15 protein-coding genes, 1 tRNA gene and 4 pseudogenes are annotated in these 12,054 nt (G+C 42.5%); 8 read left to right on the forward strand and 12 right to left on the reverse strand.

Going from position 1 to position 12,054, the window contains the following annotated elements:
- The first annotated feature begins 185 nt into the window (after positions 1 to 185).
- On the forward strand, positions 186 to 335 hold the full coding sequence (gene psaI / locus HWQ40_RS15080) for a photosystem I reaction center subunit VIII (protein ID WP_292779059.1): 150 nt from the start codon (positions 186 to 188) through the stop codon (positions 333 to 335).
- Positions 336 to 528: 193 nt separating this feature from the next.
- On the opposite strand, the gene HWQ40_RS15085 is transcribed toward psaI, so the two are convergent.
- The 6 genes from HWQ40_RS15085 to HWQ40_RS15110 form a co-directional block, all read right to left on the reverse strand.
- On the reverse strand, positions 529 to 648 hold the full coding sequence (locus tag HWQ40_RS15085; RefSeq protein WP_012411803.1) for a photosystem II reaction center protein J: 120 nt from the start codon (positions 646 to 648) through the stop codon (positions 529 to 531).
- 70 nt (positions 649 to 718) lie between these two features.
- Entirely contained in the window at positions 719 to 841 is a 123-nt protein-coding gene (locus HWQ40_RS15090) for a photosystem II reaction center protein L (protein WP_094332364.1), read from the reverse strand.
- Positions 842 to 849: 8 nt separating this feature from the next.
- A complete protein-coding gene (gene psbF, locus HWQ40_RS15095) occupies positions 850 to 987 on the reverse strand; it encodes a cytochrome b559 subunit beta (RefSeq protein WP_012411801.1) in 138 nt (45 codons plus the stop codon).
- 9 nt (positions 988 to 996) lie between these two features.
- Complete coding sequence (gene psbE / locus HWQ40_RS15100) at positions 997 to 1,245, reverse strand: cytochrome b559 subunit alpha (RefSeq protein ID WP_094348030.1); 249 nt, start codon at positions 1,243 to 1,245, stop codon at positions 997 to 999.
- A 193-nt stretch (positions 1,246 to 1,438) separates the two neighbouring features.
- Positions 1,439 to 2,458 carry a photosynthesis system II assembly factor Ycf48 gene (locus HWQ40_RS15105; protein ID WP_292779062.1) on the reverse strand — a complete coding sequence of 340 codons (1,020 nt, stop codon included), beginning with the start codon at positions 2,456 to 2,458 and terminating at the stop codon, positions 1,439 to 1,441.
- A 182-nt stretch (positions 2,459 to 2,640) separates the two neighbouring features.
- On the reverse strand, positions 2,641 to 2,976 hold the full coding sequence (locus HWQ40_RS15110; RefSeq protein ID WP_104908258.1) for a rubredoxin: 336 nt from the start codon (positions 2,974 to 2,976) through the stop codon (positions 2,641 to 2,643).
- A 388-nt stretch (positions 2,977 to 3,364) separates the two neighbouring features.
- Here HWQ40_RS15110 and ndhC point away from each other — a divergent pair, with 388 nt between their 5' ends.
- The 3 genes from ndhC to HWQ40_RS15125 are packed head-to-tail and all read left to right on the forward strand — an operon-like array spanning position 3,365 to position 4,978.
- The gene (ndhC, locus tag HWQ40_RS15115) at positions 3,365 to 3,727 is read left to right on the forward strand and encodes a photosynthetic/respiratory NAD(P)H-quinone oxidoreductase subunit C (protein ID WP_094333328.1); all 363 of its coding nucleotides are present in this window, start codon (positions 3,365 to 3,367) and stop codon (positions 3,725 to 3,727) included.
- The gene (gene ndhK / locus HWQ40_RS15120) at positions 3,718 to 4,455 is read left to right on the forward strand and encodes a photosynthetic/respiratory NAD(P)H-quinone oxidoreductase subunit K (protein ID WP_292779064.1); all 738 of its coding nucleotides are present in this window, start codon (positions 3,718 to 3,720) and stop codon (positions 4,453 to 4,455) included. Before ndhC ends, ndhK begins: the two co-directional genes overlap by 10 nt.
- On the forward strand, positions 4,448 to 4,978 hold the full coding sequence (locus HWQ40_RS15125; RefSeq protein ID WP_292779066.1) for an NAD(P)H-quinone oxidoreductase subunit J: 531 nt from the start codon (positions 4,448 to 4,450) through the stop codon (positions 4,976 to 4,978). Before ndhK ends, HWQ40_RS15125 begins: the two co-directional genes overlap by 8 nt.
- 184 nt (positions 4,979 to 5,162) lie before the next feature.
- On the opposite strand, the pseudogene HWQ40_RS15130 reads toward HWQ40_RS15125, so the two are convergent.
- The 4 genes and pseudogenes from HWQ40_RS15130 to HWQ40_RS35640 all read right to left on the reverse strand — a co-directional run.
- Positions 5,163 to 5,423: pseudogene (locus tag HWQ40_RS15130) on the reverse strand (transposase); the annotation flags it as partial.
- Positions 5,424 to 5,426: 3 nt separating this feature from the next.
- The gene (locus tag HWQ40_RS15135) at positions 5,427 to 5,807 is read right to left on the reverse strand and encodes a helix-turn-helix domain-containing protein (RefSeq protein WP_292779069.1); all 381 of its coding nucleotides are present in this window, start codon (positions 5,805 to 5,807) and stop codon (positions 5,427 to 5,429) included.
- 545 nt (positions 5,808 to 6,352) lie between these two features.
- Positions 6,353 to 6,517, reverse strand: a pseudogene (locus HWQ40_RS15140) (IS4 family transposase); the annotation flags it as partial.
- Positions 6,498 to 6,635 carry a transposase DNA-binding-containing protein gene (locus HWQ40_RS35640; protein WP_366933997.1) on the reverse strand — a complete coding sequence of 46 codons (138 nt, stop codon included), beginning with the start codon at positions 6,633 to 6,635 and terminating at the stop codon, positions 6,498 to 6,500. The pseudogene HWQ40_RS15140 and the gene HWQ40_RS35640, both read right to left, overlap by 20 nt.
- Before the next feature lie 129 nt (positions 6,636 to 6,764).
- On the opposite strand from HWQ40_RS35640, the pseudogene HWQ40_RS15145 reads away from it, so the two are divergent.
- Positions 6,765 to 7,295: pseudogene (locus HWQ40_RS15145) on the forward strand (Uma2 family endonuclease); the annotation flags it as partial.
- Between the two features lie 21 nt (positions 7,296 to 7,316).
- Here the strand turns inward: HWQ40_RS15145 and HWQ40_RS15150 are convergent.
- Together HWQ40_RS15150 and HWQ40_RS15155 are read right to left on the reverse strand one after the other, a co-directional pair.
- A pseudogene (locus HWQ40_RS15150) lies at positions 7,317 to 7,900 on the reverse strand (Uma2 family endonuclease).
- 25 nt (positions 7,901 to 7,925) lie between these two features.
- Positions 7,926 to 10,688, reverse strand: a complete 2,763-nt coding sequence (locus HWQ40_RS15155; protein WP_292779072.1) for a CBS domain-containing protein — start codon at positions 10,686 to 10,688, stop codon at positions 7,926 to 7,928.
- A 150-nt stretch (positions 10,689 to 10,838) separates the two neighbouring features.
- On the opposite strand from HWQ40_RS15155, the gene psbZ reads away from it, so the two are divergent.
- The 3 genes from psbZ to HWQ40_RS15170 all read left to right on the forward strand — a co-directional run bounded on the left by psbZ (position 10,839) and on the right by HWQ40_RS15170 (position 11,979).
- Entirely contained in the window at positions 10,839 to 11,027 is a 189-nt protein-coding gene (gene psbZ, locus HWQ40_RS15160; RefSeq protein WP_179068007.1) for a photosystem II reaction center protein PsbZ, read from the forward strand.
- A 192-nt stretch (positions 11,028 to 11,219) separates the two neighbouring features.
- On the forward strand, positions 11,220 to 11,798 hold the full coding sequence (gene ribH / locus HWQ40_RS15165; protein WP_292779074.1) for a 6,7-dimethyl-8-ribityllumazine synthase: 579 nt from the start codon (positions 11,220 to 11,222) through the stop codon (positions 11,796 to 11,798).
- 109 nt (positions 11,799 to 11,907) lie between these two features.
- Positions 11,908 to 11,979, forward strand: a tRNA-Gly gene (locus HWQ40_RS15170).
- Positions 11,980 to 12,054: the final 75 nt, after the last annotated feature.

Here is a 12,054-nt window from a genome sequence, read left to right on the forward strand (position 1 = left end):
AAGCATTGGGCATTGGGCATGGAGAAGAGACAAGGTAGACAAGGAAGAGACTTGTTCAATAATTCCCCCTTGTCCCCTTGTCCCCATCTCCCCTGTGTTAAAAATATGAAAGAATTTCAAAAATTTGGCAGAATTTGCAGTAAGCTCATTTTGAATTGTAGTGTGATTTGATAGGAACCTTTACTATGGCAGCTTCTTTTTTGCCTACTGTCTTGGCTAGTACTTCGTACTTGTCTGCTATCTTCATTCCCATAATTGGTTGGGTTTTGCCAGGTGTGGTCTTCGCGTTTCTGTTTTTATACATTGAAAGCGACGACATCAGTGATATAAACTGATACTAATGTAGTCATTAGTCATTAGTCATTAGTCATTTGCAAAAAAAACAAATGACAAAGGACAAAGGACAAATGACAAATGACCAAAATTAATACCGCCTATCTCATAGAGACAGGCGGTTTTTTTAACGTTGATTTCTCAACAAATGCTAGAAAATTCTAACTTATAGTATTCGGTTCAAACTAACTCATGTTAAATCGAAGAACCGAGTCCGGCGTAGGCACCATAAAAGAAAATGCCCAAGACTGTAATTATACCTAAACCCGCGATCGTAGCGACGACCCACAGGGGAATTCTCCCACTTCCAGACACAGCTTCTCTCCTCCCTTAACAACAAATCAACACACGTTCAATAAACAAAGATTAACAACAGTACTTCCAGTTAGTTAAAGAAGTAACTGGAAAACAGAATACCCAGAACAAAAACTAGTAGTAGTCCCAGGTATAGCGAAGTCCGGTTTAGTTCAACCGGCTGATTATTGGGATTGGGCGATCTTTCTGCCATAATTGCTCCTAACGATGAATAAATTGCATTGCGGCGATCGCGCCTAAAAAGAATACAGTTGGTACACCTAAGGTATGTACTGCCAGCCATCTAACGGTAAAAATTGGATAGGTAACTGGTTGATTGATGTTGTTTCCGCTAGTCATGATTTCAAACTACTTTCCAATAAATTCTTCAACTTGTTTTTTAGCTTCAAAACGGTTCTTCACAATGGGCACTTCTTGCCGCGCTGGTGTGAAATACTCGTTGGGACGGGGTGTACCAAAAGCATCATAAGCCAGTCCGGTGCTGACAAATAGCCAACCAGCAATAAATAATGCCGGGATGGTGATGCTGTGAATTACCCAGTAACGAACGCTAGTAATGATGTCCGAAAACGGACGTTCTCCAGTGGTACCTGACATTTAGATCCCTACCTTATACATAGAGTGTTATTGAGTTTATTATCCTACAAAGATAAGAAAGAGTTACAAGTTGCAACGTTCTTCTCAGAAATTGTACGTTGGGAATGGGGCATTGGAAGAGGCAGAGGGGCAGAGGGGAAAATAACCTACTGCAACTTCTTCTCTGCTTCCCTGCTCCCCTGCTCCCTGCTCATTAAGCCGCCTCTGGGGAAGTTGCTTCAGGATTTGGTAGATATTTGAGCAAAACGCCGCGATCGCCAATTATAAATCCCCGCTCTGGCTCTAAGAAAACAATCTTGTACAAATTAGCCGCAACTTCTTCTATGTCACGGTCTTTTTCCCAGGTTTTACCACCGTCGCCACTGCGTAGCAAATTACCGCTACCGCCACCTACCCAAATTTCATCGGGTGTACGATATGCCAAATCCAGTAAACCCCAACTGGTGGATAACTCTGGATATTTTGCCTCTTGCCATTCTTCAGGTTTAGTTGGGTCACTAAACTGAACTTGACCTCCTCTAGCTAGCAACCACAATTGCCCATTGTCAGCAAAGCCCATGTTTTCTACTCGCCTAGAACTATTGCGGTTATGGGGAACCCAAGCATCTTGCCCTGGTTCCCAAGTCGAGTAGAAGCTACCCTTAGCAGAAACAGCAACATATTTACCATCAGCAGAACGTTCTAAGTTACGCACCACACCCACTGCTGATTCCACCTGCGCTTTCCAGTTTTTGCCGCCGTCTGTGGTCTTATATATGGCTCCCACATCAGTAGCCATTTCAGCTGTCTTGTCTGCTAGCGCCTTAACTGCGATCGGGCTACCTGGTAGCTTTTCGCTCAGAGGAATACGCGACCAAGAAGCACCTTCATCAGTAGTATGCAATAACAGTCCAGGCTCTCCGGCAATCCAGCCTTCTTTACCTGCAAAACTTACTGAGTCAAAGCGATACTTCTGCTCATCCAGTTGCAGTATTATTGGTTTCCAGGTATTACCACCGTCATTGGTTTCTAATAGGGTGGCATTGCTACCGACTAAGTAGCCATGCTCAAGGTTATTAGTAAAAGCAATATCCAATAAATTCGAGTCTGTTGGCACAGAAATGACTTTCCAAGGGTTGTAGCTAACAGAGGGGACTTGGCCACAACCGATACACATGAGGACTACTATTAACAAGGCAAATATTCGTTGCCAACTTTTCACAATTGAATGCATCAGTATTTCTTAGTTATTTCTAAATTTTTGTAGGAGTTGGCAGCCAGGATGCTGTACAATCCTGGGTTTTTCATTTTGAATTTTGTTAGCGTAGCGTTAGCGAGTCCGCGTACTCTTACAGAGAAGCAAGCTACGCTTTTAGCGTCTCGTAGAGAGCGTCATTTTGAATTGCTTAAGGGCTGTTATTGTAAGCCGTAGAGACTGATAAAAAACAAGAAGCCAAGAGCCAAAGCACCAAAAATTAGGATATTCTTTTGGGTTGGCGTTAGGTTGTTGACACCTAAACCGTAACCGAGATTTTCTTTGAAGCCGGATGCAGTACCGGCAGGGCCGATGTTGGCAAAAGCGGTCTTCTTAGCACTACAAACTGGACAGCGCCAATTTATGGGCAGTTCTGCAAAGGTTGTCCCTGAAGGAATATCATCTTTGTCGTCTCCCTTTTCGGGTTCGTAAACATAACCGCAGGCGCGACACTCGTAGCGGTCTAACACCGTAGTCTCAACAGCTGGTTCGCTCATGGCTAAAGCCTCGCAAAGGAGAAATCTTAAATATACGTTAAAAATTATGACATAATTGTTAGACTTTTCTATCACTAGCAAAAGCGAATCAAATACCTGAAATGCGTCTGTTTCCCAGATTTCAGAAAAACCAAACAGATATAATGTAAAAGAAAGTTACGCAGTTAAGGGATTAGGCATGGGGCATTGGGCATTGGGGCATTGGGTATGGGGCACAAGAGGCAGAGGTGCAAAGGGGCAGAGAGGCAGAGGGGAAAGAACTTGTACAAGAACTCTCCTCTGCTCCCCTACTCCCCTGCTCCCCCACTCCTAAATCCCTAATCTCTAGTCGTCAGTACCCAATCTCTACTCACTACTTAAAATACTCCATAAGCGGTAGATACTCATTGTGTTTGTCCTCAGCGGTTACGAGTACCTTCTAGGCTTCTTCATCATCTGTAGCCTAGTACCTGCCTTAGCGCTCTCAGCTTCCAAGCTCCTACGACCCAGTGGTTACAGCCCAGAACGTCGCACCACTTATGAATCTGGCATGGAACCCATCGGGGGAGCCTGGATTCAGTTCAACATCCGCTACTACATGTTTGCTCTGGTCTTCGTCGTCTTTGATGTGGAGACTGTATTCTTGTATCCTTGGGCGGTAGCTTTCCACCGTTTGGGGCTATTGGCTTTTATTGAAGCGCTAGTCTTTATTGCAATTCTTGTAGTCGCTTTAGTTTACGCATGGCGTAAAGGAGCTTTGGAATGGTCTTGAATTCTAACTTAACAACCCAGGGTAAAGAACGAATCATCAACCCCATTGAGCGTACCAATGTCACTCAAGACCTTTCAGAAAACGTCATTTTGACGACGGTTGATGACCTCTACGACTGGGCGCGGCTTTCTAGTTTGTGGCCGTTGCTGTTTGGTACTGCTTGCTGCTTTATTGAGTTTGCAGCTTTAATTGGTTCCCGATTTGATTTTGACCGTTTTGGACTAATTCCCCGTTCTAGCCCCCGCCAAGCCGATTTAATTATTACGGCAGGGACTATTACGATGAAGATGGCTCCGCAACTGGTGCGTCTTTACGAACAAATGCCAGAGCCAAAGTATGTAATTGCAATGGGAGCTTGTACAATTACTGGCGGGATGTTCAGCGTTGATTCCCCTACAGCAGTGCGCGGCGTCGATAAACTGATTCCTGTGGATGTGTACTTACCTGGTTGTCCTCCTCGCCCAGAAGCAATTATCGACGCAATCATTAAGCTGCGGAAAAAAATCTCCAATGAATCGATGCAAGAGCGGGATAAAATTAAGCAAACTCACCGCTATTACAGCACGACTCATAACCTGAAGCCAGTAGAAGAAATCTTAACTGGTAAGTATTTGCAGTCAGCAACTCGCTCTGCACCACCGAAGGAATTGGCGGAAGCAATCGGTATGCCAATACCACCTGCACTGCTGACAGAAAAGGCGCAAAAGGAGGAACAAACCCGTGGCTGAAGAAGAATCTAAACCAGTACCAGCAGCGAAAGAAGAGTCATTGGTACAAGCGGGTAAAGTTTCCCAGTGGTTGACGGAAAATGGCTTTGACCATGAGTTTTTAGCACCAGACAAGAATGGTGTAGAGATAATTAAGGTGGCGGCAGATTTCTTGCTTCCCACCGCTACAGCTCTTTATGCCTACGGGTTTAATTATCTCCAGTTTCAAGGTGGTGTTGACCTTGGCCCAGGACAGGAATTGGTAAGTGTGTATCACTTGATTAAAGTCGGCGATAATAGCGATCGCCCCGAAGAAGTTCGAGTTAAAGTGTTCTTACCACGGGAAAATCCTGTAGTGCCTTCTGTATACTGGATTTGGAAGACCGCAGATTGGCAAGAGCGCGAGTCTTACGATATGTTCGGCATTATCTACGAAGGACACCCAAATCTCAAGCGGCTTTTGATGCCGGAAGATTGGGTAGGTTGGCCTTTGCGGAAGGATTACATCTCGCCTGATTTTTATGAGTTGCAAGACGCTTATTAGAGATTGCTGAATAGAGACGCGATGAATCGCGTCTGTACAATATAGTGCTGAGTTTCGGCAGTGATTAACCCCTTTCCGGTGGCGGAGAGGGGTTATGTTTTTGGTGTTTCATGTAAAGTTAGTTGACAAAATTTGCTGTAATTCATTGACTGTATTTACAGTTTTATAGCAATAGCCAGATAAGTTAGGACGCTAAACGTAAGACATATTCCATCGTTTCTCGAAGAGAATCAAAGTGCTGAAGTTGTTTGCGAATTCGACTTTTCAACCACGACCAGCATTTCTCAATTTTGTTGAGGTCTGGGGAATAAGGTGGTAAATATAAGATTTCACACTCAGCATCTCGAATCAACTGTTCAATATGTCCACCTTTGTGAAAAGTGGCATTGTCCATGATCACAACTTGCCCTGGTTTAAGTACAGGTACTAAGCACGTTTCCACCCAGGTCTATATCCTTTTAATTGTTTCAGTGCTGACTTCAATATTCCATTCGGCTTTAATTTTTTGTAGCGTCTTTTTTAATTGCCTTGGTTCTTGTTTTACCCACTCTCTAATTTCTGATTCTTGTTCTGGCTTAAATATTCGTTTTCTGCCTCTTCCTCGCTTATTATACAGTCCGAGCATTCCCTCTGATTCCCAACGATTTATCCAGTTATATATTGTCTTATAACTAACATTAAATATTTGGAGCAATTCTTCTACATTGACTCCCTGAGAGGCGAAAATTAAAAAATGCGCTCTTTGGCTTACCTGATGATATCGACTCTGGCGATAGATTCGCTCCAGTAGTTTCAAAGAAAGAGGATTTATTTCTCTTAAAAAAATCATTTAATCCCTTAACTAATATGTAATTTACCCCTGGTATATTTTAATATTTAATTTGTGTAATTAATTTTGTTTAATTACTTATCTGTGGGGTTGCGACTATTACCGCAAGGCGGAATTAAAATAATGCTTTTTAGCGCCGTGTGCAACTTTCTTTCAAACCTAACCCCCAGGCTCTTGCCTGTAAGGGAAGGGGAGCAAGAATCAAAGCCTCTCGACCTTTCGGGCCTACGGTGTACACACAAGTCTAAATTACCCCACCCTAACCCTCCCCTTGGAAAGGGGAGGGAACAAGATTTCTTATTTTCCCCCTTTATAAGCTATCCATTATAAGCATATTTCTTAACACAAAAGTTGACAGAAGTAAGTAGCTATATATCAGAAGAGGAAGATGAAAAAAGCACCAGTTATTCTGGAAAATGGACATGAGAATCAACAGAACTTCAAAAAGTATGATGATCTCATAACTAACTCGGCGTAAAAAACTAATTATCGGGAATGTTAGAGCAAAAACACTAGAACAAACTGACGAGAAGATGAAGCAATAATTAACTATTGAGAGACTGACAAACAAGCCAACCCTCAACCAGATCATGTAATCGACTCAATCCACGCCAGAGAACTTTCACACCAGGAAAGCCATCGCTTTTGCGACCTAAAAACCCACCCAATCGAGCAATCCAATCGACAATTTCAGCGAGGGTCGGTGGTACTGTATGAGGATAGAGTTGGTGATGAATGGCTGCATAGAGGACTTGCTTCTGGTTTAGCACTTAAATTTTCGACTATTTTAATCAACCTTTTGGTTCTTCTTTTGTCCCCTAATTCCATTGTTTCTAGTTCTTGTGTGATCCATTCTTCTATCTGCTGACTAAGGTAAGGCTCTGTTTCTTGCTATAGAAACTCACAGTCTCTCCCTTTTGTCAACTTTTCTGTTAAGAAAGATGTTTATAATAGATAGCGGGAAACCTGACTATCTATTACTGTACGCAACAACTAAAATCAAGACACCTTAGTAGCCCAGACTTTTTTGTAGTATTAGAAACAGAACGTAAAATCCGGAAAAGTTGGGTAGTGTGGGAAGAATATGGCAAATATCCCCATGTCGTTGTAGAAATTATGTCGGAATCAACAGCCCAAACAGACAAAGGTATAAAGAAAAAAATTTATCAAGATACTTTTCGCGCACCGTATTATTTTTGGTTTGACCCATATACATTAGAATTTGCGGGATTTCATTTAGGAGATGGAAAATATCAACCTTTACAAGCGAATGCACAAGGGCATTTGTGGAGTAAACAATTAGGGTTATATTTGGGAATTCATCAGGAATTATTGCGTCGGTTCACACCTGATGGACAATTAGTTCTGACACCTGAAGAAACCATCGTGCAGGCGCAAGAAACCATAGTAAAAGCACAAGCGCAAGAAAGAGTAGAACGTTTGGCAGCAAAACTGCGGGAATTAAATATCGATCCAGATACAATTTAGACTACTGCGATCGCATTATGATTATTCTTCTATTTCAAAATTAACTCCTTGATAAATATCGCTGAAGAAAATTTGAAAACCTATTGATTTTAATGATAATACAGCATCTACTGATTCGTATTCAGTTAATACCCATTGCCCTTTAGCATTTTTATTAAACTGCTCAACAAAATATTCATATTGATTAATCATAATATATTCTTTGAGTTCGAAATAGAACGATAAAATCTAAATTTATTAGTTCGATCGTGATTCTCTGTCGATTTAGATAATACTTCCACAATCATTATGGGATTGGTGACTGTAGTAGTACCAGTTCCCTCATATATTGGTTCTCCCTGAATAAGCATGACATCAGAATAAGTGTAGATACGATAACGCTGTATCCACAATTTGACATCACCTATGTAGATTTTGTAATTTTTACCCCGCATCGTAAATTTAAAATTGGCGTAAAAATTACGTGCAATTTCATTGTGATTAGTCGTACCACCAGCTATAGGAATTATTTCCCCGTCTTTATATTCATTTTTGGATTCTGATGTCTCCTCTAGTTGTAAATATTCCTCTGGACTGTAGGATTTTTTCGGTGTTTGTGTTTGCATAAAAACCAGATGTGTGAAATATAAATTAATGAGGATAATGCTTGGCTAAAAACTCTTCAGCTTCTCTGTGATCTTTAATTACTCCATCTAAGGTAGCAGCAAGCATATCATCTAATATTTTTCGATACTGGGGCCCTGGTTTGTAACCAAGTTTCTTTAAATCATTGCCATTCAGTAGTGGCTGCACATTAGCCCAAACAGTTAAATATTCCCAAATCTGATGTCTAAGCGATCGCGGACTTTGCACAGCGATTAAAATCAGCATTGGTAAATCGTACTGTCGCAACAACTGCATTACTTGACTAGGACTTTGACACTTAGGTAAAGATTCCATTACTTCAGTTTGAGCAAAAGCCAAGTTTTGTAAGCGTTTAATGGCATCTTCTTGCAATTGCAGATTTTTTGCTACTTTCGTCCGATATTGTGGTGCTAGATGGGCGATTAACGCTTCTAAACGCATTTCCCAATGAATGAGGGTTGGTTGCGGGTCAAATCGCCGCAAACAGCGTTCTAGCAAACGTAATTGTCGCAGGAGTTCTGCGTCTAGCTTCAGGGTAGGATGGATGCATTGCAATGCCTCTAAGTTATCGAGTAACTGTAAAGCTGATTTCCAGTAGGTGGCTTCTAGGATGTGTTTTAATTCTGTTTTTAGTCGAGTTTGCAGGGCTGGAGTTCTGCTATTCTCTTGAGCAGTGCGATCGTAAACACCACTGTTGATGGCATAGCGGATAAACTCTTCAGTTTGCGATTCTATCTGAAATCCGAAGCGCACGGCAAAGCGCACGCCACGAAAAATACGGGTGGGGTCTTCAATAAAGCTATTAGCGTGTAAAACCCGAATTTGTTTAGCTTGTAAATCTAGTAATCCACCAAAAAAATCGAGTAATTCACCAGTACGAGGGGAAGTCAGGCGCAAGGCAAGGGCGTTGATGGTAAAATCTCGGCGATACAAATCTTGACGAATGGAACTCGCCTCAACTTCTGGATTTGCGGCTGGATAAGGATAGAATTCTGTTCTAGCAGTGGCAATATCTACCCATAGAGAATCTAATTCTGGGTCTTTGTGCCACAACAAAGCCGCAGTTTGAAAAGCCCCGTGGATTTCTAAGCGAGCCATAGGGTAAAGTTGTTGGAGTGCCTTTGCTAATTCCACACCAGCACCGACATCTGCTGATTTATGAAAGCCATCAACCACGAGATCGATATCTTTAATCATCAAAGTGCCCGCTACTGCTTCTGTTAATAGCAAATCCCGCACCGCACCGCCCACTAGATAAAGATGCCAACCCCGTTTTTCTGCCTCTTGCGATGCTGTAGTGAGTAATTGCCACAGTTGTGGAGCAAGGCGATTTTGCAATTCAGTCCTGAGAGGGGTTTTAAATTTTGTTAGCGCAGCGTTAGCGAGTCCGTGTTCGCGCAGCGTCTCGTAGAGAGCGTCATTTTGAATTTTGAATTTTTGCTCTCCCTCTTGGTCTTCATCTCTTTCTTGATGTAATTCCCGCAAGACATCAGTACGGGTGACAATGCCCATTAACTGCTCATTTTCCAACACTGGTAAGCGTCCGATATCATAAGTCACCATCAGCGACTCAATTTGTGGCAATGTCGTATCTGGTGTAATCGTTTTGAGATTCTTAGTCATGTAGCCCTTGACTGGTGCATGACTAAATCCGTGGTGTAAGGCGATATCAATATCCCGCCGCGAAATAATACCTACTAGTTGCCCTTGAGTATCGACTACAAACAAACCAGAGTGTCCATAGCGTAATAAAATGCGCTGGGCTTCGGCAATTGTGGTTTCAGGCAGAATCGTGCGGACAGGAGAAGACATCAAATCCCTAGCAGTGAGGGGATGGGGAATTTGTGCTTTTACCCCGTCAAGGAGTTGTTTTAATATTGCCTGCGAATCAACTCCCCTCAGATTTAACGATGCGGCTTGCGAATGACCGCCGCCACCCAAGAGTTGGAATAATAGGTTAAGATTCGTTTTGGGAATTTGTGATCGCCCAATTACAGTTAACCGTGAATCCCCTTCACCTAAAGGATACTCGTTAGCCAATAGTAGGGCATCAATTTCGGTTAATTCTACAAGTTCCGATGCCAGACTCGATAGCCCCGGCACAAAACCATCTGTTTTCAGAGTTACCCAAGCAACCGTATATCCATGTAGACAGAGATATTCTAAACTTTCCAGTGCCTCAGTTAATAGCTGCTGCAATTGCGGAGATAATCCGGGGTCACGGTAGGTGGAAATTACTGATAAACTAGCCCCTTGTTCCATTAACCAAGCCAAAGCTAGGGCATCCCGTGGTGTGGACTGGTCATATGTCAAAGAGCCAGTGTCAACGTGGATACCCAAAGCCATTACAGTTGCTTCGGCAGGAGTCAAGGAAATTTCCTGTTGTTGCAATTGCTCGACGATTAAAGTTGTGGTGGCTCCTACTGAGTCAATATACGATCGGGTCGCGGGAATATCTGATTCTTGTCCTAAGTGATGGTCATAAACTATAATCTCTTTTAGACTAAGTAAATCTAACCACTCAGCAGCTTTACCCAAGCGATCGCGCTGTTGTGTATCCACCACAGTCAGAGAGCGAATTTTTTCTGGATTCACCGAACGGCGTTCAATCAGCGAATATTCATCCCGATGCAATGCTAAAAAATCCCGTACAGGAGGATGAGAGCCGCCAGTTAGCACAATTTTGCTTCCCGATAGTAGGCGCGTTAACCCTACTGCTGCTCCTAATGCGTCAAAATCTGCTGTTGTGTGGCAAAGAATTAAATCCATAGTTAAGAGTTATTAGTCACTTGTACTTAGACAAAGGACAAATGACAAAAATGTTGCAATTTCTGTTAGCTTAAAAATAATAAGAAAGTGTCAGTGTCGCCCTTTAGGATATTCTATCCTTAGTATTTCGCTGTATTGGGAGAAGCAAAAATGACCATAATATTCCAATTTGCCTTGATAGGTTTAGTCTTGTTGTCTTTTGTCCTAGTTGTGGGCGTTCCGGTTGCTTACGCCACTCCCCAAAATTGGGGTGAATCTAAAAAACTGCTCTGGGTTGGTTCTGGGGTCTGGATTGGTTTGGTATTTTTAGTTGGTTTGTTAAACTTTTTTGTCGTGTAGGTGACGGCTTCGCTCTGGCGCAAGCACATAATATAAGAACTAGAGGGGCAGAAAAGCCAAGGTCAAAGGTTAAGGGAAACAAGGGATTTTTTCTTTTTCCTACTAACTTCATCCTGACCGTGCTTTCCTGCTCCTCTACATTTAAATAAGAAATGTATATTGGCCAGAAGTATAGTTGATAAAGAGGCAGTCATGGCAGTTTTCGAGGGAACTTTTACCCAAACGGAGCCTTTGCGGTTTGCAGTGGTGATTGGTCGATTCAATGACCTCGTTACCGGAAAGCTGCTAGAGGGATGTCAAGATTGTTTAAAACGCCACGGTGTAGACCCTAATCCCCAAGGTAATCAGGTGGACTATGTTTGGGTTCCGGGAAGTTTTGAGGTACCTTTAGTAGCTCGCCAATTAGCACTTTCCCATCGTTATGATGCTGTAATTTGTCTTGGTGCAGTCATTCGAGGACAAACACCCCATTTTGATTACGTATCCTCAGAGGTTTCTAAAGGCATTGCCGCCGCTAGCTTTCAAACTGGGGTGCCAGTAATTTTTGGCATTTTGACAGTAGATACTATGCAGCAAGCCCTAGAACGGGCAGGCATAAAAGGTAATCATGGCTGGGATTACGCCCTGAATGCCTTAGAAATGGCTAGCCTGATGCGGCAACTGCGTTCTAACCTGGCAGAGCCATATTCTCGTAATAGTCAGTCTTTGCCAGCCTCTTTTCCAAGTGCCAGCGTTGGCAATTTAACAGTGGAGTCAGAAGAAGTGGGCTAAATTCAGTTATAAGTGCTGAGTTATGAGTATAAAAAACTCAGCACTCATAATGAATTAAGGGGTTGACAATTACAGATAAATCTGAGATATTATTATTTGGGTGATGATCGCGGGTATAGCTCAGTGGTAGAGCGTCACCTTGCCAAGGTGAATGTCGCGCGTTCGAATCGCGTTACCCGCTTCCAACTAAAACCTCTTGAATTTAATAATTCCAAGAGGTTTAGTGTTTTTAGGGTGCATTGAAGTTTTTGTAGAT

It is taken from the genome of Nostoc sp. NMS9 (assembly GCF_017114995.1).
Classification (GTDB): Bacteria; Cyanobacteriota; Cyanobacteriia; order Cyanobacteriales; family Nostocaceae; genus Nostoc.

Excerpts from the sequence above, each read along its gene's own strand:
- psaI (WP_292779059.1), top strand. The coding sequence starts at position 186 with ATGGCAGCTTCTTTTTTGCCTACTGTCTTGGCTAGTACTTCGTACTTG.
- HWQ40_RS15090 (WP_094332364.1), bottom strand. The coding sequence starts at position 841 with ATGGCAGAAAGATCGCCCAATCCCAATAATCAGCCGGTTGAACTAAAC.
- psbF (WP_012411801.1), bottom strand. The coding sequence starts at position 987 with ATGACTAGCGGAAACAACATCAATCAACCAGTTACCTATCCAATTTTT.
- psbE (WP_094348030.1), bottom strand. The coding sequence starts at position 1,245 with ATGTCAGGTACCACTGGAGAACGTCCGTTTTCGGACATCATTACTAGC.
- HWQ40_RS15105 (WP_292779062.1), bottom strand. The coding sequence starts at position 2,458 with ATGCATTCAATTGTGAAAAGTTGGCAACGAATATTTGCCTTGTTAATA.
- HWQ40_RS15110 (WP_104908258.1), bottom strand. The coding sequence starts at position 2,976 with ATGAGCGAACCAGCTGTTGAGACTACGGTGTTAGACCGCTACGAGTGT.
- ndhK (WP_292779064.1), top strand. The coding sequence starts at position 3,718 with ATGGTCTTGAATTCTAACTTAACAACCCAGGGTAAAGAACGAATCATC.
- HWQ40_RS15135 (WP_292779069.1), bottom strand. The coding sequence starts at position 5,807 with ATGATTTTTTTAAGAGAAATAAATCCTCTTTCTTTGAAACTACTGGAG.
- HWQ40_RS35640 (WP_366933997.1), bottom strand. The coding sequence starts at position 6,635 with ATGGAATTAGGGGACAAAAGAAGAACCAAAAGGTTGATTAAAATAGTC.
- HWQ40_RS15155 (WP_292779072.1), bottom strand. The coding sequence starts at position 10,688 with ATGGATTTAATTCTTTGCCACACAACAGCAGATTTTGACGCATTAGGA.
- psbZ (WP_179068007.1), top strand. The coding sequence starts at position 10,839 with ATGACCATAATATTCCAATTTGCCTTGATAGGTTTAGTCTTGTTGTCT.
- ribH (WP_292779074.1), top strand. The coding sequence starts at position 11,220 with ATGGCAGTTTTCGAGGGAACTTTTACCCAAACGGAGCCTTTGCGGTTT.